This is a genomic window from Neoroseomonas lacus, assembly GCF_014644535.1.
Lineage (GTDB): Bacteria > Pseudomonadota > Alphaproteobacteria > Acetobacterales > Acetobacteraceae > Neoroseomonas > Neoroseomonas lacus.
Genome location: NZ_BMKW01000007.1, coordinates 256,120 through 278,302, shown reverse-complemented (window position 1 = coordinate 278,302; position 22,183 = coordinate 256,120). Strand labels below are relative to the sequence as shown.

Annotated in this window: 23 protein-coding genes, 1 tRNA gene and 1 pseudogene; 15 read left to right on the top strand and 10 right to left on the bottom strand. The window is 64.9% G+C overall.

The window, feature by feature from the left end; genetic code table 11:
* Nucleotides 1-36 precede the first annotated feature (36 nt).
* A tRNA-Glu gene (locus IEY36_RS15580) sits at nucleotides 37-112 on the top strand.
* A 184-nt stretch (nucleotides 113-296) separates the two neighbouring features.
* Here IEY36_RS15580 and IEY36_RS15575 read toward each other — a convergent pair.
* The gene (locus IEY36_RS15575) at nucleotides 297-533 is read right to left on the bottom strand and encodes a hypothetical protein (RefSeq protein ID WP_188968197.1); all 237 of its coding nucleotides are present in this window, start codon (nucleotides 531-533) and stop codon (nucleotides 297-299) included.
* Nucleotides 534-755: 222 nt separating this feature from the next.
* Between IEY36_RS15575 and IEY36_RS15570 the strand changes: the two genes are divergently transcribed.
* The 9 genes from IEY36_RS15570 to IEY36_RS15530 all read left to right on the top strand — a co-directional run bounded on the left by IEY36_RS15570 (nucleotide 756) and on the right by IEY36_RS15530 (nucleotide 7,839).
* Entirely contained in the window at nucleotides 756-968 is a 213-nt protein-coding gene (locus IEY36_RS15570; RefSeq protein WP_188968195.1) for a helix-turn-helix domain-containing protein, read from the top strand.
* Between the two features lie 35 nt (nucleotides 969-1,003).
* Nucleotides 1,004-1,315 carry a hypothetical protein gene (locus tag IEY36_RS15565; protein WP_188968193.1) on the top strand — a complete coding sequence of 104 codons (312 nt, stop codon included), beginning with the start codon at nucleotides 1,004-1,006 and terminating at the stop codon, nucleotides 1,313-1,315.
* 50 nt (nucleotides 1,316-1,365) lie between these two features.
* Nucleotides 1,366-2,151 (top strand): DUF2213 domain-containing protein, encoded by a 786-nt coding sequence (locus tag IEY36_RS15560; protein ID WP_229681344.1) that lies wholly within the window; start codon nucleotides 1,366-1,368, stop codon nucleotides 2,149-2,151.
* Nucleotides 2,055-2,897, top strand: coding sequence for a hypothetical protein (locus IEY36_RS15555; protein WP_188968189.1), 843 nt, complete (start codon nucleotides 2,055-2,057; stop codon nucleotides 2,895-2,897). Before IEY36_RS15560 ends, IEY36_RS15555 begins: the two co-directional genes overlap by 97 nt.
* Before the next feature lie 2 nt (nucleotides 2,898-2,899).
* Nucleotides 2,900-3,553, top strand: coding sequence for a hypothetical protein (locus tag IEY36_RS15550; protein ID WP_188968187.1), 654 nt, complete (start codon nucleotides 2,900-2,902; stop codon nucleotides 3,551-3,553).
* Nucleotides 3,554-3,741: 188 nt separating this feature from the next.
* The gene (locus IEY36_RS15545) at nucleotides 3,742-4,209 is read left to right on the top strand and encodes a hypothetical protein (RefSeq protein WP_188968185.1); all 468 of its coding nucleotides are present in this window, start codon (nucleotides 3,742-3,744) and stop codon (nucleotides 4,207-4,209) included.
* A gap of 84 nt (nucleotides 4,210-4,293) precedes the next feature.
* Nucleotides 4,294-4,515: a hypothetical protein gene (locus IEY36_RS15540; protein WP_188968184.1), complete on the top strand. Its 222-nt coding sequence runs from the start codon at nucleotides 4,294-4,296 to the stop codon at nucleotides 4,513-4,515.
* A gap of 151 nt (nucleotides 4,516-4,666) precedes the next feature.
* The gene (locus IEY36_RS15535) at nucleotides 4,667-4,972 is read left to right on the top strand and encodes a hypothetical protein (RefSeq protein ID WP_188968182.1); all 306 of its coding nucleotides are present in this window, start codon (nucleotides 4,667-4,669) and stop codon (nucleotides 4,970-4,972) included.
* 227 nt (nucleotides 4,973-5,199) lie between these two features.
* On the top strand, nucleotides 5,200-7,839 hold the full coding sequence (locus IEY36_RS15530) for a DUF5906 domain-containing protein (RefSeq protein ID WP_188968180.1): 2,640 nt from the start codon (nucleotides 5,200-5,202) through the stop codon (nucleotides 7,837-7,839).
* A 1,007-nt stretch (nucleotides 7,840-8,846) separates the two neighbouring features.
* Here IEY36_RS15530 and IEY36_RS15525 read toward each other — a convergent pair.
* The 3 genes from IEY36_RS15525 to IEY36_RS15515 form a co-directional block, all read right to left on the bottom strand.
* Nucleotides 8,847-10,094, bottom strand: coding sequence for a S1 family peptidase (locus tag IEY36_RS15525; protein ID WP_188968178.1), 1,248 nt, complete (start codon nucleotides 10,092-10,094; stop codon nucleotides 8,847-8,849).
* Complete coding sequence (locus IEY36_RS31350) at nucleotides 10,091-10,411, bottom strand: M12 family metallopeptidase (protein WP_373290327.1); 321 nt, start codon at nucleotides 10,409-10,411, stop codon at nucleotides 10,091-10,093. Before IEY36_RS31350 ends, IEY36_RS15525 begins: the two co-directional genes overlap by 4 nt.
* Before the next feature lie 800 nt (nucleotides 10,412-11,211).
* Complete coding sequence (locus tag IEY36_RS15515) at nucleotides 11,212-11,832, bottom strand: hypothetical protein (protein WP_188968174.1); 621 nt, start codon at nucleotides 11,830-11,832, stop codon at nucleotides 11,212-11,214.
* A gap of 116 nt (nucleotides 11,833-11,948) precedes the next feature.
* Between IEY36_RS15515 and IEY36_RS15510 the strand changes: the two genes are divergently transcribed.
* Nucleotides 11,949-12,785, top strand: coding sequence for a hypothetical protein (locus IEY36_RS15510; protein WP_188968172.1), 837 nt, complete (start codon nucleotides 11,949-11,951; stop codon nucleotides 12,783-12,785).
* A gap of 58 nt (nucleotides 12,786-12,843) precedes the next feature.
* Here IEY36_RS15510 and IEY36_RS15505 read toward each other — a convergent pair whose 3' ends face one another.
* Complete coding sequence (locus IEY36_RS15505; RefSeq protein WP_188968170.1) at nucleotides 12,844-13,764, bottom strand: AbiTii domain-containing protein; 921 nt, start codon at nucleotides 13,762-13,764, stop codon at nucleotides 12,844-12,846.
* Nucleotides 13,765-13,944: 180 nt separating this feature from the next.
* On the opposite strand from IEY36_RS15505, the gene IEY36_RS15500 reads away from it, so the two are divergent.
* Complete coding sequence (locus IEY36_RS15500; RefSeq protein ID WP_188968168.1) at nucleotides 13,945-15,489, top strand: ATP-binding protein; 1,545 nt, start codon at nucleotides 13,945-13,947, stop codon at nucleotides 15,487-15,489.
* Here the strand turns inward: IEY36_RS15500 and IEY36_RS15495 are convergent.
* Nucleotides 15,486-16,424 carry a hypothetical protein gene (locus IEY36_RS15495; protein ID WP_188968166.1) on the bottom strand — a complete coding sequence of 313 codons (939 nt, stop codon included), beginning with the start codon at nucleotides 16,422-16,424 and terminating at the stop codon, nucleotides 15,486-15,488. The two genes, IEY36_RS15500 and IEY36_RS15495, sit on opposite strands and share 4 nt — an antisense overlap.
* Nucleotides 16,421-17,761 carry a tyrosine-type recombinase/integrase gene (locus tag IEY36_RS15490; protein ID WP_188968164.1) on the bottom strand — a complete coding sequence of 447 codons (1,341 nt, stop codon included), beginning with the start codon at nucleotides 17,759-17,761 and terminating at the stop codon, nucleotides 16,421-16,423. The genes IEY36_RS15495 and IEY36_RS15490 overlap by 4 nt, the downstream gene beginning before the upstream one ends.
* A 469-nt stretch (nucleotides 17,762-18,230) precedes the next feature.
* Between IEY36_RS15490 and ku the strand changes: the two are divergent.
* Together ku and IEY36_RS15480 are read left to right on the top strand one after the other, a co-directional pair.
* Nucleotides 18,231-19,132: pseudogene (gene ku / locus IEY36_RS15485) on the top strand (non-homologous end joining protein Ku).
* 1 nt (nucleotide 19,133) lies between these two features.
* Nucleotides 19,134-19,949 carry a DNA polymerase ligase N-terminal domain-containing protein gene (locus tag IEY36_RS15480; protein WP_188968162.1) on the top strand — a complete coding sequence of 272 codons (816 nt, stop codon included), beginning with the start codon at nucleotides 19,134-19,136 and terminating at the stop codon, nucleotides 19,947-19,949.
* On the opposite strand, the gene IEY36_RS15475 is transcribed toward IEY36_RS15480, so the two are convergent.
* Nucleotides 19,870-20,049: a hypothetical protein gene (locus tag IEY36_RS15475; protein WP_229681360.1), complete on the bottom strand. Its 180-nt coding sequence runs from the start codon at nucleotides 20,047-20,049 to the stop codon at nucleotides 19,870-19,872. The genes IEY36_RS15480 and IEY36_RS15475 overlap by 80 nt on opposite strands.
* 218 nt (nucleotides 20,050-20,267) lie before the next feature.
* On the opposite strand from IEY36_RS15475, the gene IEY36_RS15470 reads away from it, so the two are divergent.
* Nucleotides 20,268-20,624 (top strand): transposase, encoded by a 357-nt coding sequence (locus IEY36_RS15470; protein WP_188968159.1) that lies wholly within the window; start codon nucleotides 20,268-20,270, stop codon nucleotides 20,622-20,624.
* A 515-nt stretch (nucleotides 20,625-21,139) separates the two neighbouring features.
* Here the strand turns inward: IEY36_RS15470 and IEY36_RS15465 are convergent.
* Together IEY36_RS15465 and IEY36_RS15460 are read right to left on the bottom strand one after the other, a co-directional pair.
* A complete protein-coding gene (locus IEY36_RS15465; protein WP_188968158.1) occupies nucleotides 21,140-21,535 on the bottom strand; it encodes a DUF4150 domain-containing protein in 396 nt (131 codons plus the stop codon).
* A gap of 10 nt (nucleotides 21,536-21,545) precedes the next feature.
* Nucleotides 21,546-22,145 (bottom strand): DUF3540 domain-containing protein, encoded by a 600-nt coding sequence (locus IEY36_RS15460; RefSeq protein WP_188968156.1) that lies wholly within the window; start codon nucleotides 22,143-22,145, stop codon nucleotides 21,546-21,548.
* Nucleotides 22,146-22,183: the final 38 nt, after the last annotated feature.

The following is a 22,183-nucleotide window of genomic DNA, read 5'->3' as shown; positions in this document are numbered from 1 at the left end:
TTGGAGTGACGCGCTTTAACCCCGCGCCCACGGCCGGTCCCCTTCGTCTAGAGGCCTAGGACACCGCCCTTTCACGGCGGCGACACGGGTTCGAATCCCGTAGGGGACGCCATTCTCAGTGGCATCTTGTTGATATCTATGAAGGCGGTGCTTACGCACCCCTCCAACCGCCCCTCTACGCCTGAGCGGAGGGGTGAGGGGCCGTCTGCGACCCCTCCGGCGCCGGGCGCCGACCCTCTTCCCAGAGCGAGGCAGTCACCGAGCGGCCCGATAGACCGCTCGGCGACTAGCCGGCTCTAGTCTTCTACGGGCATGTTCAGCAGGTAAAGCGCAAGACTGCCCAGATCGTCGTTGAGCGACCAGCCGTTTCCTTCCCAAATCAGAGTTAGGCCGAGGCCTGTGCCGAATGGCAAGGCGCGTGCGTAAGCCAACGCGGACAGCACCCGGAAAGAGTCGGGAAGCGCGAAGTCATCGTGTTCGCTTAGATATCCGACTTGGCGCCCTGTTTGGCCTTCGACCTGTTTGTTGCTCATCTGTCTCATCTTCTCGAAGCGCACCGCCGGACTGGCGGCCCCCGAGACCTAGCGACCCCGAACCTGCCCTTGGGCCGCGAATAATTCCTCGCCCTCGCTGACGCTGCACCGACTCCGACCAACGGCGGGCCGCCCCGACCAACGCTCGAATTAAACGCGGCCCCTCCTGCCCCCAAACTGGCCGAGAACTCCTCCCGTCCAATCCTGACGACGGAGAAGAAGGTGAGCAGCACCAACATCACGCCGCGCTACGTCACCGTGCCGCAGGCCACCAAGATGTTCAGCATCTCGAAGTTCACGATCTACACGCTGCACAAGCGCGGCTCGATCCGCATGGCGAAGACCGGCCGGCGCACGCTTGTCGAGGTCGCCTCGGTCGAGGAGCACCTGCGCTCGAACCCGGTCGTCCGCCAGGGCGGCATCGAGGCGCACTGATGCACATCACACGCGCCTCCGGCGGCACCGCCATCGTGGAATGGATCGGCAGCATCTGTGTGCGCGGCAATCCGAACGCCGATCCGCTCAAGATCGAGATCGCGCCGAAGGACGGCTTCCTCCTGAATGTGAATGGTCAGGGCGGCATCTCCTTGCTGGAGATGACGGTGCCGGCGAGCGAGGTGCATCGCATGCGCCGCGCGGCTCCGCACCTGTTCCCTGATCCGGAGCCTGTGTCACCGCTGCCGCACCAGAAGCCGACCCTGCGCCAGCTGTGCGAGCTCGAAGCAGAGTTCGAGCGCCGCAACACCCCACACCTCCTCCGCACCTTGGAGAACCAGAAGTGACCAAGCATTTCCGCACCGACAGCGCCTCGGCGCGCGAGCTCCGCACCACCATGATCCGCGACATGAGCACCGGCTGGCGGGCGTCGCCCGTACGGCTCGCACCGCCGCGCGCGCAGCGCGAGGATCGCGGCGGCTGTGCCGGGGAGGGCCAGCGGTTCGACTTCGTCTCGCTGGAAAGCGCGCAGGTGACGCCCGAGGGCTGGATCATGGACTCGCCCATCGTCAGCCGCTCCGGCGTGTTCGCCTATACGCAGCTCGACGGCACCGTGCGGCGCGAATACCGCCCGCCGGAGGAAGTGTTCAGCGCCGAGGCTCTGCGCTCCATGCGCGGCGTCCCGGTGACGGACGGGCATCGCGGCCGGGTGACGAAGGACGCATACACCCACGCCATCATCGGCACGGTGATGTCCGAGGGCCGGCGCGATGGCGAAGGGGTCGTGGCGGATGTCGTGATTCATGCGCCGAACCGTATAGGAACAAAACGAGAACTATCACTCGGCTACGCCGTCGAGATGGACATGACGCCCGGCCTCACGCCCGACGGTCAGCACTACGACGCCATCCAGCGCAACATCCGCATCAACACCTCGCTGTGGTCGAGCGGGGCCGCGCGGGCATTGCGCGGCTGCGGCTCGATGGCAGTGATTCGCGGCCCGAGCCGGGTTCCGCGCGCGACCTGCGCTCGCGCCAGTACGGCCGGGAGCCGGTCAGCATCTCCGCGCGCGACGCCCGGCGGCACATGGTCAGCGCGCTGCGCGACGACAGCCTGGGCAGCTTCCGCGAGGACGGCATCAACATCTGGGAGGACGAGAAGCCGCTGCCGCCGCGAGGGCTGACGCGCCCGTATGAGGCGCCCAAGCCGCTCGCGCTGCGCGAACACCATGATGGGCGCGAGACGTTCCGCAGCCCGGAGGAGGTTCTCAAGCATTGGGAGCGCCTCAAGGCGGAAGAAGTGCGGGACAAGGCGGCTCGGGATTTTGCCCTGACCCCGCAGGGCATCGCCGCCGCAGTGCAGGCCGAGGAGCGGCGCCAAGCCGCAGCGCAGGCCGCCGAGGCCGCACGCGCGGCGGCCGTCGCTTCCATTGTCGCCGCCTATGGCGAGTTGGCCGTAGCGCCGCTGACGGCTCGGGCAGAGGCCGAGAAGGCTGAGGAGGCGCGTCGCCAAGCTGAGCAGAAGGCGGCCGCAGCCGCGCAGGCCCGGCAGCGCGAGGCCCGGTCCAAGGCCAGCGAGGAGGCGCGCACCCTGACCAGCATGCGCACGCTGCTGAAGCGTCGCCGGCTGGAATTCCCCGATGTGCCGGTCCTGCTGGATGGCGAGCGCGTCCCGCTCGACATGCTGGATGATTGCCTGCCCTTCCTGCGGCTGGAAGTCGATCCGATCGCGCGCCTCGCGGAACTTCTGACGTGCGGCGTGGTGGCCGAGGCGTGGCGGGCGGACCCCGACCGGGCACAGCGCCACGATCATCGGCGCCCCAGCAGGGACAGCAACCTCGCCCTCGATATCGCGGACGATGTCGCCACCTTCGGCATCCACTTCCGGACGCTGGCGGCGCCTCTTCTGCTCACATCAGCGGGGGCCTGACGATGCAGCACGAGCACCCATTCAGCCCCCTCGCGGCGACGGTGAAGGCTCTGGGCACCTTCCGCGAAGACTCCGCCGCTCCCGCGCGCCAGCCGCGCGGCAACGTAGCGCGCAGGACCGGCGCCGATGCGTGGCGCAGCGATAGTTCCGGCGGCTTCGTCCCGCGCACCGAAGGCTGGCAACGGAAGGACGGCGTCATGTTCTTCCAGTCGCCCGAGGCCATGATGGAATACTGGCGCTGTCTCTCGGACAGCCAGCAGGTGACGGAAGCGCAGCGCACAGCCCGATTGATGCGCCGGCTGCTCATGCGCCCATCGCGCCTCGAATTCCCGCACGTGCCCGTGCTGCTCGACAGCCAGCGGCTGAAGGGCGCGATGGTGGACGACGCGTTCCTCTATCTCCGCGTGGAGCGGATGAGCCGGGCGCGGGCCGGGGCCTTGGAGGGCTTCGATCCGCTCGCCTTTCTCGCGCACGCGCTGAACAACGTGGTCGCGCAGATCTGGAAGGCCGACCCGATGCGCGCTTCGCGCTGGCCGGTCAGCGAACGGCGCTGGCAGCAGAACCTCGAAAGCGACGAAAGCGAGGATATCCGGCTGCTCGGCATCAGCTTCCGAACCTTGGCAGCGCCGCTGCTGCTCACTTCGGACATGGCCTGAGGAGGGCGGCACCGTGCACCCGTTCAACTCTAGCCCGAGGCCTGACGTGCAGGATTCCGAGCCGGCCGCCATCGGGCTGGCCGCGATGATGGTGAAGGCTGGGGACGGACGACCGCTGGCCTCGCTCACCCCTCTACCCGCCCCTCCGCTGGCGCCCGTCACCCACACCACACCGAGGAGATGAAGCCGTGAGCAGCATGCACTATGCCGCGATGGACGAGGAGATCGTTCTCGCGGTGCTGGACTTCCTGAAGGCTGTGCCGTTCCGTCAGGACGCGCCGTTCGTCGCCGCACCCCGCGATCTCCAAAGGGCGCTCATGCTCGGGGGCTTCCTGCCCGCGAAGCAAAGCGCCACCATTCACCTCACCGGGCGGGTCATGGCGGCTGCACTGATGCGCGTCGCGCACGAGCTCCGGCGTCGTGGCGTGCATGTCGAACAGGCCCGACGCATACCCGGCTGCCCGCTCCCATCGGGATCGCCCCCAGCCAATGCCTTCCGCATCTGGTGCGATCCCGATGCGCTGCTGGACGTGGTGTGGCGCAGCCGGCCAGCGCCGACTGTCGTTCCGCCGGAGCCCGACCCCGTCACCATCGAGCCTTTGGGCATCGATCCTCCGCGCAGGGCAGGTCAGCGCGCGGCGGTCGTCGCCGACTGACCTCATGCGCTGACGGTAGAAAGAACGGGCGGCTCCTCCTCGCGGAAGGGCCGCCCGAAGTTTGTCAGGTGAAGAAGAAGTCGCGTGCGATGCGCTGAGTATGCCGTGCCGCACTGTGGCGTCGAAAGTGACGCAATCCTTGATGGGGTTGATGCCGTGCAGGTCGCGGTGCGGATGCAGGTCGATTTGCATGATGACGATGGCACGTCGGCGCTATCCCGTTGGTTCCAGCATATCGCGCAAACGCACGGCCCGCGTGCGGTGCAGTCACACAAATTCGTCAGTCAAATTCAAACAGTTTTCTGATGTGGGGTGATGGCGCTTTCTCCGTCCACCGGACCAAGTCGGTGAAGGAGAAAGGACCTTGTGCAACATGACTCGGCGCCAGCGCCAGGACACCGTCGTTCGCACGATGGTGGCATTTGCGAAGACGTTGAAGGCGCCAACCGAGATCAACATGGGCGAATTGCGCAAGCGCCTGATCGCCACCGGGGCAGTGCCGCTGGAGCGGATGCCGGATTTCCATGTGCCGGCACTGACGGCGACGATTGCGCGGATGCGGGACGAGCTCGCGCGGCGCGGCATCATCATCGACCGGCGCGGTCGCGTTCTGCTCGAAAACGGTGTCGCCGGCACCGTCTATCACATCAGCCGTCACCCGAAGATCGCGAGCGAGGTCTTCGACGTCCCCAATGAGGTGATCCCGCCGGGGGCGATGCTTCCCAAGGCCGGTGGCCTCCGCACTCGCAAAGCGTCGGCGTGAGGGTGGGCGAGATGGCCGAGGCAATGGCGGCAAATAATAGCGGCCCGCGCACCGCGCAGGAAGCGTCATCCTGACGCAGTTGCGCCGACCCCGTGAGCAGCGGGATCGGCGCGGAAGAATTGCTATTCAAGGAGTGCGCCAAGGGGATCAGCGCAGGCGGATTTTCCCTTGGGTCTCCTGAGTTTGGCAAATGATCGAATTGCTAATCATGAGGAGAGTTTCCGAACATGGATCGTGTTGATCCCAAGGGGGCCGCGCTCGATGAGAAAGATCAGAACGGCGCTGTCGGTGACAGCGGCAGCGGTGTCCCGCGTGCTGATGGTGATCGCCATGGTGGGGCGGATGCCGTGCACCTGGCTGATGCGCAGGACGCGGCGCCGGGCGATGCGGCGGGCGGTGCAGGTGGTGATGCGGGGGGCCGCGACGACGGGGTGAAGGTCGCCTTCCATCTGGATCAGCTGCCGTCTGTCCGCGCGTATCTCGACCGTATCGGTGCGCGGATGAAGTCCTTCCGCAATGCCGTCGTGTCGGAGCCGGACGGCAAGGGCTACTTCCGCGACGTGGCCTACATCACCTTCAACCGCAATGGTGAGGTGAAGGCGCCCGAGCCCCTGGCTCCAACTGAGGCCGAGGCGAGCGTGCTGGCTCAGGAACTTGCTTCGGCACCGTGGCCGGAGTTGCAGCCGGTCTATGGCCTAAGGGGCGACGCACCCGTCGCAATGGAGATTGCGCGACGTGAAGGCCGGCTCTTCGAGTTTCGGGAAGCAGCGCATCAGGTACCGCAGGGTATCGCGAAGCCCCGGATCATCATGTTCCAAGAACGCGCTCGCGCAGAGGACGAGGGGTGGAAGTATCGCGCTTGGACCTTCTGGAGCGATCAGCAGTGGCGCATTGCGGAGCCCGATGGGCTGCTGCCGCTGTGGGGCATGGAGCAACTCGCCGACAACTCCACCGTCTTCCTCCATGAAGGCGCCAAGGCTGCGCGAGCCGTCCGCGAGATGATCGAGGCGAAGACGCCGGCCATGATGGAGAAGCTCGCCGAACATCCATGGGCGCGCGACCTTCAGCACGCGGCACACTTGGGGTGGGTCGGCGGCGCCCCGAACCCGCAGCGCACCGATTGGTCGGTTCTCAAGAAGGCAGGCATCAAGTTCGTGTACGTTGTCGCCGACTGCGATCCGTTGGGCCAGGCGGCGGTCGAAGAGATCAGCAAGCACCTTGCTGGTGTAGCGGTCATCCATGTGAAGTTTGCCAGCGGCGATTGGCCGCCTGCGTTCGATCTGGCCGAGGACTTCCCCGCGACCATGTTCAAGTCGGTGAAAGGCAAGCAGCCCGGCGAAGGGGACCGGCGCATCTACATTGGGCCGAAGTTCTCGCAACTGCTGGAACCGGCAACGTGGGCAACGGAGATGATCATGACCGGCGCGCGCGGCCGTCCGAAGTTCGTCTTGCGGAAGGAGTTCGCGCAGCAGTGGGTCTATGTCCGGAACCTGCGGCGCTTCGTGTACCGAGCGAACACGACAATAAACTATGACGCGGATACCGCGAACGGTGCACTAAGGAAGTTCTCCGAGGTGGAGAACGTGGCAGCCCTGATGATGAAAAGGTGCGAGGGCGTCGCGACGATGACGTACTCTCCGAATAGGGCGCCGTCGGATGTGATCAGCATGGACAACGGCACCGCCATCAACACCTTCCGGCACTCTCGCCACTACGAAGAGGGGGTGAAGCGCCTACGCAGCGGTGGCGCGCCATTGGATGCATCGATGTGGTTGGGGTTCCTCGAATACCTGATCACGACTGAGCATGACCGCAGGCAGGTGGCGCGGTGGTGCGCGACGCTCATCGCGCGGCCGGACATTCGCATGGCATACGCAATGTTGTTGATCAGCGTGAAGCCTGGCACCGGCAAGACAACGCTCGCGATGCACATCTTGGACCCTCTGGTTGGCTCGCACAACGTCACCGTGCCGAACGCGAATCAGATCACCGCCAACTTCAACCCCTGGGTCGCGAATGGGCGGCTCGCAATCATCAACGAGGTCTATCACGGACACAACTGGACGACTCAGAATGGGCTCAAGTCGACCATCACGGAATCAACAGCCACAGTGAACGAGAAGTTCGAGAAGGAGTACAAAGTCGAGAACTGGATACATATCATCGCGTCGTCGAACGCGATGCGTGCACTTCGGCTGGACGACGATGATCGGCGGTGGCTCGCGCCCGAGGTGACCGAGACGCCTTGGTCGCTGGCGAAGTTCCGCGCGCTGCGGGAATGGCTCGCGTGTGATGGGCTCGCCGCCATCATGGATTGGGCGCTGCGGTTCGGCGACGGCAAGGCAGAGGGCGAAGGCTACGTGCAGCCGGGTGCCCATGCGCCGATGACGACGCGCAAGATGGAAGTGACGAGGGCTGGGCGTCCGGACGAGGTGAAGGACGTGGTGAACCTCGTCGAATTCGTCGAGAGGGATCGGAAGGGCAAGCCCTTCGCGCTGTCGTCGCGCATCGCCCGCGATCACTTCCAGATGCAGCGGGGCGAGGGCGCCACACTCGGAAGTCACCTTAGGTATGAAGAGTTCGATGGGGGGCTTGGCGATGTCGGCTTGAAGAGCGCGGGCGATCTCGATCCGAGATTGGGTGGGGTGAAGTTCGGCAGCATCGTTCATCGCCCGCGCCTGGACGCATCTGCGATGGAGGTGCTGGCGGCCTTGGAGCCCAGCGAGGTCTACGTCGAAATGCATGGCGTTGACGCGTTGCTGGCGGAGCGGAGGGATTTGATTCGCTCATGGCTGCGGGAAGGGCCTGGCCTCCTGGCGGCAGCGCAGGAGGCCGCAAAGAAGGAGGTCGGTGGGCGGCCCATGTGAGGGGCAGGGGCGGGGGGCGGAGGTGAACTGCGTCCGCCCTGCGGCGCGCCACGGCAACCTGCCGAGAGCTATTGCGCGCCGCAGCGTCCATGGGTTTGGGTCCGCCGATCACCCGCCTTTCCACTTAGGCCTAGAATTAATTCGAAGGAAGAAGGAGGGAATTTATAGAAGGAGGGGTAGGGGAGTGGGGGTCAACCCAAACCCAAACCCATGGACGCGACGGCGCGCCTCCGCCAGCCTTCGGTCGCGGTCGGCCGTCGCGGGCGGACGGACGCCGGGGCACCACACCAGACGCCGCGCTTGCTGGTGCTGCCGCCAGCCTCGCCCCCACTTCGACCACAGACACTCGCCGCGTCTCCCGTGGTCGCCCGTCCGCCTCAGCCCCATTCGCTGTAGGGTTGTACCAGCCCGACCCCGGCGAGCCGACGCCCGACCACGGCTGCCCAGCCGCGCAGGGGCCTGTGCCCCGAGGCCCGTCCCACCACCCGGCCGCCTCGTGCCGGACTCGGTCGCGCCCGCCGCCGGGCACGGAGCCTGCCTCGGACGCCATCCATCTGGCGCAATCCGGGTCCGGGCCTGGGCATCATGCTCCGGCCGCGCAGGTCACCCTCCCACCGGCCCCTCTATCGACGGCGCGCGGACCTTTCGGCGCACGGGCTACCGGCCCTCTCAGCCGGCAAGGCGGCGCGCGTCGGCATCGTCCTGCTGGCTGATCTCCAAGCCAGAGCGCACCACGCCGATCCGCCGCGCCCGGCGACGCGCCGCTGCGATCTGGATGGTCCCGCTCTCCCCGTTCAGGTTTGTCCGAATTGGCTTGGCGGGGCGTTGGCGCGGCGGCGCCCCTGGTCAGTGCCCGCTCGCCGCGACGCCCCGGCGCGATCCCCCGAGTTCGGCAGCGCGCCACCGCGATCTGGATGGTTCCGATCTCCCTTTTAAGGATTGACCGAATTGGCTTGACCCGAAATGTCGACGGCCGAGAGTGACCTCCAAGCGGACTTGCGCTGAGCTTACGGGAGCCTGGCTGGGGATCGAGGAGCTGGCCGCGTTGCGGCGCCAATCGTTAATTCCCAGGCACAGGTCAAGATTTCAAGAGACCTAAGCTCTGGATGCGGATCCCTATGCGTCGATAATCTCAATTGAAATTTATCCCTATTCTCTGGGATAGTTTGCCAGATTGCCCAATAAAAACTATTTCGCTGTTGGCCGTAGAAATGCCCCTCCTCGCGGACTGGTTGCCAATTCTGAGCTTCTGCCACGCGAAGGAATCGATCTCGGATTATTTCGGGCTGTGAGCCAATGCACCAATTTAATTCATTCTGATGCCGAGAATAATTGTAGATATCTGTGACTTGATAGCTGAATGAGATGCCGCTAACGCGCGCGGTTTGAATTGGTCCATCGAAGTTTATATTGAAGATGCCCTCGCAGGGGCGATAGCCAATACACCTATTCGGCGGCTCATGGTACAGTGCATATCCTTGTGGGATTTGACGCCTCCGTAATGGACGCTGCGAGCTCCCGATCGCCTCTCCTTCTGTCATTCCGAGACGTACACCAAGAACATCAGCTCCTGATGCGGTTGGTGGTGGTGATACACACTCACCTTCTCGGGGCACAAAAATCCCGAAATTCTGCAAGCCAGAGCGCACTCTAGACATCGGCACAATTTGAAGAAAGCCAGGGTTGCCAGCTAAACCGGCACTAATTACACCGACGACACGACCTCCGGCATCGAGGGCGGGCCCGCCGCTAAAGCCTCCCGCAGCATTACCATCCACCTGGAGGCCGCCTGCTGCTCCGAAATTACTAGAGACCGTTGCCTGGCGCGAATCGAAATCTCGCCCAAAAGGAAATCCCGCAAATCGGAGTGTCGTTTCTCGTGCAACAGTTTCCGGGCAGCCCAACGGCAGCAAGGGGTAAGGAGTCGGCCGCTCCGGCGCCTTCAAGAGAGCTAAGTCGTGCCCTAACGCTTGCGTGCCGATTGGACTGAAGTCAATCCAGGGACCGCCAGTGCCTTCCAGGCTAAACTGGACGCGTCGTGCGCGTTGTACGACATGCGCCGCCGTGACGAAAAATCCACTTCCAGACACGAAGAAGCCTGTGCCTACTTCCGGTCTTCCCGAGGCATTCTGATCCTCGAATGCTCGAACCGCTACAACGGCTTGGCGACGTTCCGTGTTCCAGAAGACCTGCGCCTCGACTGTAGCGTGCGCACCAGCAAGAATTCCAAGTGCGAGGAGCATGATCCGAATCATGGCTGCCTCCTGCCGTAGAGATATTGAATTGTCAATATGTCAAGCCGACTCAATGTTGGGGGCCGTGACAGTCGATATATATTGTTGCAGTAGTTCATTATTGAGTCTGGATCGTAATCTGTGACGGATTGAGGGCGAGCTCCACGGAAGTCTCGTTGCTCAGAATGCCCAGAGCGACACGGCTCTGGGGCATCAGGTCGAATATGCTCATGGAGAACTCCGACCGCATGCATAAATTCGTGTCTAGCTACTGCAACTATACAATGCTCTCGATCAGTATAGCATGGCCACTGCGCTAGCTCAAAGTTCAAGAGCATTTGGGTTCGGCGTGGAGGCTGAAGGAATTCGCCAACCTGCGGTCCTACTTGTGACCAAGCGCGCTCATCAGCAATTGTAATGGCAATTCCGTCATTGCCATCATCGCAAGTCCGCCAGCCAACAAACCGCAATGCGGAGTGCTGTTCGAATGGGCTATCCGGGCCGGACACTGCGCGTTGCACAATGGCTTTCGCTGCGCTGAACTGCCCAGCTGGCGAGGCCCAACACACCGGAATTGTTGGCGTGAGCCACCGGGCCGCAAGGTCTACATGACCGTAAGGTTCAATGATCCTCGCCAATTCGTCCGAATTGCCACCAAAAGGAACAAATTCCGCGCCTTCTGAATTCTGAGCGCACGCATGCTCTGGCCAAGCCAGAAAGAAGGCGAGTAGCGCCGCGGCGGTGGCTGCTAACTGAATAGCCAACCAGCTTTTCTTGGGCTTCGTCATCACACCTTCCCGGCCGTCCAGCAACAACATACTACCTTGGAAACGAGAGTGCATGTCAACGCAACGAAACGCTCCAAGACCAAATCGCCCCGTTCCGAAGCGCTAGGCCTCTTCAGCACGGTGCCGAGCTACTGCTGCGGCTTGCGGAGCCGTTCGGCCAGTTTGATGCCCTGCGCGATTACCGCGCGCTGATGTGCCTGTCGCTTTGGGTGCGCGAGACCGAACGCCGAGGCGCATCGCCGCGGATCACGTACACGCTCCTCAATCTGTCAGAGGATCCAGACGGCGGTAGCGCATGCCGATGACGATCCAGGCGATCAGCAGCCCGGCGGTGCGTGATAGGCCGGCAGTCAACCTCCAACGATGGTGACCTCGCCGCTCCCATCCACCAACGCGATCTCGATGCCGGCCGCCGCCGCGCGCTCCTGCATGCGCTGCGCCAGCGCCATCGTCGTGCGGGTGTGCGGCACCACCGCGAATTGCCGCTGGCCGTTGCGCATGGGTGTGGCGAGGCATTGGCCGATGGCCTCGCACAGCCCGCTCCGCAGCCGCGATGTTTGGCCGGGATGGGTCGTATTGATGATGCCGCCCTTGCACTCAGCGACGAAGCTGGCGTCGCCGAGGTCAGCGATCACGTCGCCCATGCCCGGCTTCGGGTTGATCAGCGCGGAGCGGCCGTCCGCCGCCCCATAGAGTCCGCCGTAGTCTGTGGAGCCCATCGGCTTCGTCAGCTTGAAGCCCCTGGCGCCCATTCTGTCCAGGAAAGGGAACCGCTTTCCGTGCTCCCCGTCCGGATGCATCGCGACGTGCCCAAGTCTGGGCTCGGTGCGGAACAGATAGAAGGCGAAGGCGAGCATGACCGCGCCTTCTGACAGATGGTGTTCCGCGCCGCCCGTGCATTTACCGACGCGGTTCGGCGGCGGCGGTAGGACAGTGATCAGGTCGCTCGGCAGTTGGGTGCCGTCAGCCATTCGTGGCGTTCCTCCAGAGAGCAGCGCTGCTGCCGAATCGCGTCCATCGCGAATTGCGGCGGGGCTTTCTCGCCTCACTATTGCGCGATGAGGAATGATCGTCCAATCATCTCGGCATGGAAACCGCCGCATCCACCAGCCCAGCGTGGCCACAGTTTCTGCCTTGGTTCTTAGCCTTCGTAGATTTGGCGAAGGGAACCGCGCTGCCCCTCTTCGCATTTCTTGGCGGGGCAACCTTCCTCTTCTTGTTCAGGTCAGAGCTCCGTGACCTGATCAATCGCCTTCGTAAGCTGCCCACCGGCATCGAACTCGATCCTGCGACGCCAAAGGTTGAGCAAAGGAAGGTCGAGCGCGCCGCAAGCAAATTCTGGCCCAAATTCTTCGGAATGCCGGGGGCAGTCATATTTGACGCAGCTGCCGCCTTTGCCGGCCCCATGGCTGCCGCTGCGGTGGGCGCCATCGCTCGAACTGCCTCTTCGAATTCCTCCGGCCCTACTGAGCCCGGTGAGGTGAAACTCAAAGACTTGCCCGGCTTGGACCGCTCGCAGGCAATAGGTGATCTTGAACGGCTCCTTCATGTTGCCCTTGAGAAGGAAGGCGTCCCGCAGGAGGATCGCGTCGACCGCCTGATCAGGCTGCTTTCCGAGGCCCGTATTGAGGCCGACTTCGAGCGCATCTACCGCGTGATCTATGGCAGCCAGATTCGCGGCCTCCGCATGCTCGGAAGCGAAGGACGAATATCTCTCGCGGATGCTCGGAAGCGGTTTGATGCAGTCATCAGCGACTACCCAGGCTTCTATAAGGAAGGCTCGTTCGATGAATGGTTGGCCTTCCTAACCCGCATGGCGCTGGTGGCCAAAACCGAGGAAGACATGCTGGCGCTGACCCCGCTTGGCCAGGACTTCCTGGTGTTTCTCGCGCGGCGTGGTTACTCGGATGCCAAGCCTTACTAGGCGCAGCCGAAGGTGAGTGCCGCCACCTAACTTCATCGCTCGAAGCTGCAATGGCTGGCTACGGTAGGCCCAGAAACCCCTTCACAACGCCCTTCGCCGCCTCCGTCGCGGCGCTGAGGCCGGCATTCCAGAAGGCGCCGCCAGCCTCGCCCGCCTTCTTCGCCATCCAGGTGCGAGCGCGCGCACCGAATGGCTTGTCCGCGCTCTCGGGTTTCTCGTCCTTCACGATTACGGCGAGTTCCTTGGCGTCGCTCTCAGGCATGCCTTTCGCCGCCAGCGCGCGAACAAGGCCGTCCAAATCGCCCTGCGCCACGTTCACTGAGACGTCGCCCGAGCCGGAACTCGTGACCTGGTTGAAGGTGCCATAGACAGTGATCTGCGTGATCTGGCCCGCGCGGGTAGCGTCCGCAGCGGGCAGTGCGCTGACCGGTTCCTTCAGCGTGATGCTTTTGGCTGCGGGGACCGCGCGTTCGAGCTTGACCGTTAGATCGAGCACCTTCGCGCGGACGGTTCCTTGCACACTGACCAGTGCGCTGGCGTCGAAGAAGCCGTTCACCGCGATGCAGTGCATCCCATTGAACACCTTATCGTCGAGTAGCAGCACAAGGTCGGCACAGTTGGTCGAAAACTGAGACCCCTTCTCGGCGCGCGCAATCATGTCATCCACGACTGCCATCCCGAAGCGGAGTTCTTCCGTCAGCCAGCGTTCACCGGCGAGCTGCGAGATGAGGTGGGGAGGGATAGGCGCGTTCTGCATGCTCTGGAAGCCGCCCGCGAAGCTACCCCGATAGAACACCGCGATCTTCCGATAGTCGGGGACGGGCACCTCCTTCGGGTAGCCTTCCACTTCGTGTTGCACCCAACCTTCCAGCACATCGCTGCCGATGCGGCTCGCGAGGAAGCGCAGCTTCAACAGTGCATGCGCGATGCTCGACCCATCAGTGAGCAGGGCTTCCTGAATTTCTGTGAGCAATCCCATGGCCGACTCCGTAAGGCGCCACATTACACCGCGCCCGAATTTCTCTCTAAAGAGAACGATTTCCTTATGTGGGTATTGACTACGATCGCTTCCTCTCGCTCGCTAATCGGCACGGCGCGAGCCAATTGTCTGCCCGCTGGTCGGGCTAGCAGAAACTGCTTTGGAAGGTTGCGACAAATCATGGCTCGCAGGTCAATCACTGACGAGGAGATCGCACTCATTAAGGCGATGCTCGCGCGTCACATGGCGGGCCGCGACATTCAGTTCTTCTTCAACCGCCCTGACCGCCCTGTAAACAGCGGGCGCATCTCAGATATCGCTTCGGGGAAGTATGGCGACTCCTCCAGCATCTCGCCTGCGCCCGATGCCGACCTTGATGCATTTCTCGCGACGCGCTCCCCTTCGGTTGCGGTGCCCGCCGTGGTGCTTGCTGCCGCCGACCGCGACACCGGTCCCATGGCAGAGCCAACACTTCGCCAAATGTTCAGTGAGAACGCACGCGGCGTGTGGTGCCTAACCAGCGGCGAGACCGATCAGGTGGAGTGCAAGACCAGCTTCGGGTTGAGGCACCCGTCGGCGTGGCTGCGGGCAGTGGCCGCCCTCGCGAACAATCGGGGCGGATATGTTCTCTTCGGCGTCGGCGACGCGGCTTCGACAGACCCCCACACCGTGCTCGGCTTATCGAGCGACGAGTTCGCAACGATAGACACATCAGAGATCGCTAAGCGCCTCCGAGCGACCTTCGACCCGACGCCGAGTTTTCGGCGAGCAGTCGTGAGCATCGCCGGCAAGCGCGTCGGCGTTCTGCATGTCGAACTGCACCCAAGCCGGCCCATCATTGCTACACGAGCGGAGGGCGGCAACGACATTCGTGAAGGAGACATCTTCTTCCGCTACTCGGGTCAGTCTCGGCGCATTTCGTATGCCGACCTTCGTGCCATGCTCGACCAGCGCGACGCTCAGGCACGCGCCGACATCATGCCCATGATCGGTAGGCTGCTCAGTCTAGGCCCTGACCGAGCGATGATCGCGGATCTCAGCGCCGGACAACTCATGGACGGCAAACAGGTGATCCAACTCGACGAGTCCATCATCCAACGCCTCTCCTTCATCAAGGAAGGCGAGTTTGATGAGCGCACTGGTGCGCCCGCCCTGCGCCTGGTTGGCGATGTGCAGCCGACCACCACTCTTGTTACGAAGAAGGGCCTGGTAACGCGCGAAGAGATGCGACGGGACTTCCTGGCCGATAAGCTGACCGCGGACGCCACCGACTACCTCCGTTGCGCCGTCGAGGTTTCAGGAAGCGATTGGCTGCCGATTCGCTACTTCGCCAAAGCTGCTGGGCTGTCACACCCTCAACTCATCGCCTTCATCGACGGGAACCCGTCCGCACCAGGGAAGCAGAAGCAGCTTTGTAGAGAACGGCTCTCATCTTCGGACAGGGCGCACGTCGCAGCGCCAGGAAGGGCAGTTCAGGGCAAGTTGAAGCGGCTCCTGGCAGGGGAGAGGCTTGAGCCCAAGGACGTCACGGAAGCTCGCGATGTGGCGCTCGCGGTCCAGGCGCTCCCCCGTCCTATATCCCTCGACGGTGGGAAACTCCGCGCACTCCTGTCGAACTGCGACGCACTGATCCAGAAGGGGAACGACCCCAATGCGAAGACCGCACTCCGCAAGGCGATAGCGCGGCTGGATGAATTGCTGTGCCCACTGCAGGACGCGCCCTAGCGCGCGCCCCGCAGAAACGCCACCTCCCACTCGCCAATACCGCGCATCGGATGCGGCGGCGCGCCTGCCAGCATCGCGTTCACACGGCGCCTGAGCGCGTCGCGCAACTGACCACCAAGCTGGACCTTCGCGAGTTTCTTGCGATCTGCCGTGAGCAGCAGCCTGCCGAGTGCGGCGAAGGCGGCGTCCACTTCGTCCACGTCGATCGCTGCGCCATCTTCGGCCAGGGCCACCGGCGCGGCCAGCATCTCCGGCACTAACTCGCCATCGGCGAGCGCCCTGAGAGCGGCGTCGCGCGCGTCCCGATCTTCCTCGCTACATCGTTTCACATTGGCCGCGAGTGCGCGTTCGGCGCGAACGTCGCGCGCTGCCGAAAACATCCCATCCACGTCGCTCTCGGCAACACGCGGCACGGGCTCGGCGAAGGCCTCCTCGGCGGCGTGGAGGCGGCGATGCTCATGCCCGTCCTGGTAGTGTCTAAGCGCCGTGCGGATGTCGGCCTCGTGCTGCATTGCGTGAAGCGTACGGACCAGCGTCTCGAAGTCCGCAGGCGTCGGAGGGGCGAGGTTGCTCATCATGCAGGCGCCGCACGCCGCAAGGATGAGTATCTGGTGCGACCAAGCCAAGGTGGCAGAGCCGTCCGTGCGACGGCGCCCTCGTTCCGCGAAGGTCACGCCGCTCTCTTCGGACCGCTTGATCGTGAGGTTGTGCGGAACGGGCACCGTGCCGCCATGTTCAAGAACCTGCTCGGTCGTCATGAAGGCGTCGCCATCACCAGGCGGCGCGCCATGCTGGTATGCCTTCGGCCCCCACCGCCCTCCACCCAACTCGATGAAGCGATGCAGCGCCATGATGCGGATGGCCTCGCCATCCGGCCCGGCCAGTGCCTCCTTCAGCGTCGGCGGCCCCGCTTCCTTCTTCTTGCGCCCCGTCATGCCACCACCTTCAGCTGCGCGCGGCCGGCGCAGTGCCGCGACCAAGCTTCCATCAGCCCCTGCCGCTGATCGAACAGGTCGCTGCGGTGATAGGCGCGGGTGACGGCGGTGCCGACCTCGTGCGCCAGGGCCTTCTCCGCCGCCTCGCCATCTGCCGGGCGGGTGTCTGCGACCCACGTCCTGAAGCTGGCGCGGAAGCCGTGCGGCACGACGGCCCGGCCCATTGCGTCCACCCAGGTCGGCGGGGTGTCGGGAGCATCGGCCGGCGCGGCATTCATGCGGCGGATCACGGCCGACAGTGCCATGTCGGAGAGCGCCGTGTCCTCCTTCGCGGAGGGGAAGATCAGCGTCCGGCCGAGCTTCACCGCGACCTCGGCCAGCTCGTCGCGCGTCACGTCTTCATGGAGCGCCGCCTGCGCGGCGAGCCGCAGCGCCTCGATGGCGCCGGCGGGGAGCGGCACGCGGTGCGGCGACCGCTGCACCGACTTCTTCCCCTTCATGCGGTCGGGCGGCACGGTCCAAGTCGGCACATCGCCATGGAAGGCGATCTCGGACCATCGGGCGCCGCGAGCCTCGCCAGAGCGCACGGCAGTCAGGATGGTGAAGCGGAGCGCCAGCGCCGCAATGCCCTCGGCGGCGACCAAGGCCTTCATGAAGTCGGCCATGCGGATGTGGGGCAGGGAAGGGAAGGACGTGCCGGCCGGCAGGGCGGGCAGGCCGAGCATGCGGAGCATCTTCGCATCAGCGGGATTGTCATTGGGCCGCCAGCCCTTCGCCGCCGCGTACCGCAGCACAGAACCGATGCGGCGCAGGACCTTGCGCGCTGTCGCGGGGCGCGAAGTCCAAACCGGCTGGATCGCTCGCAGCACCGCCTCACGATCGATCTCGGCCACCTGCATGATGCCGAGCACCGGGTGGGCATAGTTCTTCAGCGAGGTGCGCCACAGCGCCGCCGTCCGGGCGTGCTTGAAGCCGGGGGCCGCCATCGTGACGTACTCCTCCGCCACGATGGCGAAGGTCCGCTGCACCTCCACAGCCTTTGCGGCGCGGGCGGCAACTGCCCCATTCCGCTCTTTGATTGGGTCGGCGCCTGTCCTGGCCGCCAGGACAGCCGCGCGGGCTAGCTCGCGCGCCTTCGCCAGTCCCACATCGGGATAGCTCCCCAGGCCCATGTCACGGCGCTTGCCGTCCACTCGGATGCGCGCGAACCAGGCCAGTGTGCCGGTCGGCCGCACCTCAAGCAGCAAATTATCCCCATCGTGGATGCGGTACTTCTTCGGCTTCGGCTTCAGCGTCTCTAGGCGGCGCTGGGTCAGCGGCTGGGCGTAACGGGGCATTCAAGGCCTCCTCGGTCTGGCTCGCGGGGAGGGGTGGGGCTAGCTGCCCCTCTACCGCCCCTCTACGGAGGATGCGCCAGCCCCAGGCCATAGAAAACCGTAGCGACCATAAAATCGTGCAATATCCAAGTGTTATAACTCTATGGCAGGCCACCGCAGGCTACGACGAACTCCGAACAGGCGTCCGTAGGGGACGCCAATCCTTTCAATGGGTTGGCTGTGGTTAAAGCGGCAGGGTCCAATATCGCTCTGCGCTGACGGCGGTTCCGCCGAACTCCTTCATCGTGGCGATGACGCGCAGCCTCGATCCAGCGAACTTCGCGACCTCCATGCCGCCCATCTGGAATGCCACGTGGGCAGGCAGCGCAGGGATCGCCGCGGGGGGATGGGCTTCGCCGCGCGGCGGACGTCCGGCGCCAGAGGATAGCTCAACCTGCAATCCAATGCCGATGACCGCCGTTGCTCGGCCATGGCACAGCGTCCGAGTTGGGAGGGCCATCTGCGCCTCTCCCTCCTCTCCTGCCCCGTCGCTCTCTACGGAGCAACGTCGCGCGCTGGAGACGTGAGTTTTCGGCTGATCAACCCGGAGACTGGCAATCGAATCTGCCAGGTAGCGATGGATGCGGAGACCGGGGTGGAGGTCGAACGCCGCGACCTGGTGCGCGGCTTCGAGATTGAGAAAGACCGCTACGTCCTGCTGACGGATGAGAGATCAAGAGCGTTCGCCTTGAGAGCACCAAGATCATCGACATTGAGCAATTCGTGAAGGTCGATGACATTGACCGTATCTGGTGGGAGGACCCGTACTACCTCGCACCGTCAGAGAAGGCGGGAATTGAGGCCTTCGTGGTGATCCGGGAGGCCCTGCGACGGAGCGGGCGGATCGCCATTGGCCGCGTTGTAATCCACACCCGGGAACGCATGGTAGCGCTGGAACCGCGTGGCGAGGGTATCATTGTGACCACCCTGCGAAGCCACGACGAAATCCGCCCAGAAGCGGAGGTCTTCGACAGCATCCCCGTCCGCAAGGCCGATCCGAAGATGGTGCACATCGCCGAGCAGATCATCTCCCAGCAGCAAGGTCCCTTCGATCCCTCGGGCTTCGTGGAGCACTACGAGGAGGCGCTGCGCGAACTCATCCGGAGCAAGCAGGACGGGGATGATGCTGGCGTTTCCGCGCCCCCGCCGCCAAAGGGCAAGGTCATCGATCTGATGGAGGCGCTGAAGCGCAGTCTGTCTGGGGGCAAGACGAAGGCGCCGGCGCGCGCAGCATCCGCTCGGGCCAAGGCACCGGCGACGAAAGCCACGAAGGCGACCAAGGGCAAGTCGACGGCCAGCCGCGCGAAGCCTACCCGGCGCCGCACTGGCTGACATGGCGCGGGCGCTGGAGGCTTACCGAGCCAAGCGCGACTTCGCCCGCACGCCGGAACCCGGCGCAGCGACAAGGCGAAGCGGCAAGCAGCTTACCTTTGTTGTGCAGAAGCATGCCGCGCGGCGGCTGCACTACGACCTGCGCCTGGAATGGCGCGGTGTCCTGAAAAGCTGGGCGGTCACCAGTGAGCCTTTGCAGGACCCCGCCATCAAGCGCCTGGCGGTTGAGGTGGAAGACCATCCCTTCCGCTATGGCACCTTCGCCGGAACTATTCCGCAGGGCCAATACGGCGCGGGGACCGTTGAGATTTGGGACCATGGCGTGTGGGCGCCAGTCAATCGACAGACGGTGGACGAGGACTTGGCGGCCGGCCATCTGAAATTCGTGCTCCTTGGCCAGCGCATGCGGGGTGGCTTTGCGCTGATCCGCATGAAGCCCAAGCCGAATGAACGGAACCCCGGACGCAACTGGCTACCGCTCAAGGAAGGTGATGCCGAGGCGGTGGGCGGCGCAGCAACATCTCCGAAGCCACGGCCGGAGGCCGCATCGCCACCCTCGTCGCGGCGACGGGGAGGCGCGTCATGCCGGTGCGGGCAGTGCGCCGAAGGTCACGCCAGCGGCAGGCCCGCATCTCAACCTGCACGTTGTGGGCCTCGCGTGCCGCAGCGATCCCGCCGTCCGGCGGCGCCAATTCCGGCGAAGCGGGCCAGCAAACCCCCACCGACAGCAGCTCAATTTACCGCGGTGGTCCCGCTCGGTTGGCGATGCGCGCGAAGTCCACGATGCCCGGGGCCACCAGGCTCCGCCAATAGGTAATGCCGCAAGACAGCACCACAGGGACGTTCGGCCATGCTGATCGCATTGAGACGGAGGCAAAGTAGCCGGTGGCCATCTCGTTGATCACGGCGGCCGTCATGTCGTTCATCATGACGCTATACGGACCTGCCCTTGGCTCGCGGCGACGCTCCGCGTTCGCCGCCATGTTCAAGCGAAGGGCACGCTTCTCCGATGCGACGCACGGGCTACCCGCTGACTCGATTGCCATCGGGACCCCCGCGGAAAGCAGGAGCACTAGCGCGGCACCGCCGCTGAGGATCATCCACCAGGGAATGGGACGCGCAAACTCTCGGTGCTGTGGACGATCTGCAAGTGCTGAAAGGGGAGGATGCTGTGGTGGCGCTCTCGGTCTGGGCCGGGATCGACGAGCCGGCGCGGTTCCGGCAATCGACGAGTGTGGGCGCCTGTTTCGGCCTGACGCCCAGGCGCTACGCCTCGGGCGAGGTGGACCGCACGGGGCGCGTGTCGAAGTGCGGCGACCGGAGCGTACGCACCCATCTCTACGAGGCGGCGAATGTGATCCTGACCCGGATCCGCCGCCCCCTCGGCCCTGCAGGCCTCGGGCCTTGCCATCGCGAAGCGGTCGGGGTTCACGAAGGCGAAGGTCGCAGTCGCTCGGAAGCTGTCCGTCATTCTCCACCGCATGTGGCGTGATGGCGCCGACTTCCGCTGCACCGGCGCCGCACCGGCCTTGGCCTGAAGCTTTACCGGCCATCGTCGGCCGAACGAGTTCGTCCCCGCCGGGACGAGGGCGAGGGTTGAGGCCGATCCCATCGCTGCCCGCCTCCGTGAACGCGGAGGCGATGGCGAACACCACATTGGCCCACCCGAACCCACCCAAGGCCATGGTGTGGCGGCGCTCGCCGACCACGAAGAGAACCATGAGCCCGGCGGTGCCGACCATCGATCCGCTTGGCGACCGCGATTAGAGAACCTCTCGGGACGCGACCTGCGTTGAGCGCCCAATGAGGACCGCGCGCGGCATGCGTCCGTATGGCGATCACGTCAGCCAGCGCCGCAAGCTCGATCCCGCGACCGCCGTTGCTGGCATTGCACGCCGACATGCCTGCAACGGCCAGCCCTCGCTCCTTGCCGTCCATAGCGCCGGTTCAGCTGGCGCCGTCGATGGCATGCCCGACGCAGGGTCGACGCACCAACCGTCCGCGCCCTCAAGGCGCCAGCACGAGCACCCGCACCTGGCTCGGCACAATCCGCGCGCCGACCATGTTCGTGCTGTTCTGCAGCGACATGGAGGTGAGCCGCGTCACCGGCATCCCGCCCACCAGCGTGGTGAAGGATCCGAGCAGGTGGCGCGACGGCCCCATCACCGTGCCGGAAGCGACGCCCGTCGCGACACCCGCATTGTCGCCATTGGTCAGCGGCGTGGTGGTCGCCATGTTGTGGACCGGCGCACCCATGATGAGGGTGGTGAACTGGCTCGGGATCGCCGTCGGGCCCATGGCGATGTTCGGATACGGGATCGGGATCGGCGCCGGCACCGCCGGGGTCAGGCAGACATCGGGGAAGGCGAGGTCCATCCCCATCATCTGTGTATTGGCGAACATCCTTGCCCCCTCAGCCGAGATGGATCTGATTGGCGTCGACCTTCACCACGGCGCCGGCCTGGATGCTCGCCGTGTCGCCCTTGAGGTGAAGATGCCCGCTGGCCCGCTGGTCGATGTCGCGCGCGCGCAGTTGCTCGCTCTCCTCGACGAAGCGGTAGCTGCGCCCGAAGCGGCCGATCACGCGCCGCGCCAGCGTCTCGATCGCCTCGGCGATCAGCGTCACCGTGCCCACGCGCAGGGTGGCCGTGCCGCCGCTGACGGCCAGCGCATCGACCACCACTTCGCCCTGCCGGGCCCGCAGCACCAGCGTGCCGGCCGCGAGATCAAGCCTGCCGCCCTCGGCCTCGATGGAGCAGCCATCGGGCAGGGCGACGCGCATGGGCGCCGCGCCAGGCCGCTCGAGCACGGCGAGCACATAGGCGGCGCCGCCGCTGCGCGCCACCAGTACACGATCCCCCGGCTCGGGCTCGACGAGGCAGGAAAAGGCGCGCCGCGCGGCCAGCCGCTGGCCCTCGGCCAGCAGCGTGAGGGCGGTACCGTCCCGGGCGGACACCTCGGCCACCACCTGCATCGTCCCGTCTGCCATGGTGACGGTGGTCATCGCGTTCATCGGCTGTTCCTGTCGCTATCCTGGTCGGCCCGCATCGT

Bases quoted from the DNA above. Each gene is read 5' to 3' on its own strand.
- IEY36_RS15515 (WP_188968174.1), bottom strand. From the start codon at position 11,832: ATGGCTGACGGCACCCAACTGCCGAGCGACCTGATCACTGTCCTACCG.
- IEY36_RS15510 (WP_188968172.1), top strand. From the start codon at position 11,949: ATGGAAACCGCCGCATCCACCAGCCCAGCGTGGCCACAGTTTCTGCCT.
- IEY36_RS15490 (WP_188968164.1), bottom strand. From the start codon at position 17,761: ATGCCCCGTTACGCCCAGCCGCTGACCCAGCGCCGCCTAGAGACGCTG.
- IEY36_RS31350 (WP_373290327.1), bottom strand. From the start codon at position 10,411: ATGCTCTTGAACTTTGAGCTAGCGCAGTGGCCATGCTATACTGATCGA.
- IEY36_RS15495 (WP_188968166.1), bottom strand. From the start codon at position 16,424: ATGACGGGGCGCAAGAAGAAGGAAGCGGGGCCGCCGACGCTGAAGGAG.
- IEY36_RS15550 (WP_188968187.1), top strand. From the start codon at position 2,900: ATGCAGCACGAGCACCCATTCAGCCCCCTCGCGGCGACGGTGAAGGCT.
- IEY36_RS15500 (WP_188968168.1), top strand. From the start codon at position 13,945: ATGGCTCGCAGGTCAATCACTGACGAGGAGATCGCACTCATTAAGGCG.
- IEY36_RS15530 (WP_188968180.1), top strand. From the start codon at position 5,200: ATGGATCGTGTTGATCCCAAGGGGGCCGCGCTCGATGAGAAAGATCAG.
- IEY36_RS15525 (WP_188968178.1), bottom strand. From the start codon at position 10,094: ATGATTCGGATCATGCTCCTCGCACTTGGAATTCTTGCTGGTGCGCAC.
- IEY36_RS15535 (WP_188968182.1), top strand. From the start codon at position 4,667: ATGGGCGAATTGCGCAAGCGCCTGATCGCCACCGGGGCAGTGCCGCTG.
- IEY36_RS15505 (WP_188968170.1), bottom strand. From the start codon at position 13,764: ATGGGATTGCTCACAGAAATTCAGGAAGCCCTGCTCACTGATGGGTCG.
- IEY36_RS15575 (WP_188968197.1), bottom strand. From the start codon at position 533: ATGAGCAACAAACAGGTCGAAGGCCAAACAGGGCGCCAAGTCGGATAT.
- IEY36_RS15475 (WP_229681360.1), bottom strand. From the start codon at position 20,049: ATGACGGCCGCCGTGATCAACGAGATGGCCACCGGCTACTTTGCCTCC.
- IEY36_RS15560 (WP_229681344.1), top strand. From the start codon at position 1,366: ATGATCCGCGACATGAGCACCGGCTGGCGGGCGTCGCCCGTACGGCTC.
- IEY36_RS15460 (WP_188968156.1), bottom strand. From the start codon at position 22,145: ATGAACGCGATGACCACCGTCACCATGGCAGACGGGACGATGCAGGTG.
- IEY36_RS15465 (WP_188968158.1), bottom strand. From the start codon at position 21,535: ATGTTCGCCAATACACAGATGATGGGGATGGACCTCGCCTTCCCCGAT.
- IEY36_RS15555 (WP_188968189.1), top strand. From the start codon at position 2,055: ATGGTCAGCGCGCTGCGCGACGACAGCCTGGGCAGCTTCCGCGAGGAC.
- IEY36_RS15480 (WP_188968162.1), top strand. From the start codon at position 19,134: ATGGCGCGGGCGCTGGAGGCTTACCGAGCCAAGCGCGACTTCGCCCGC.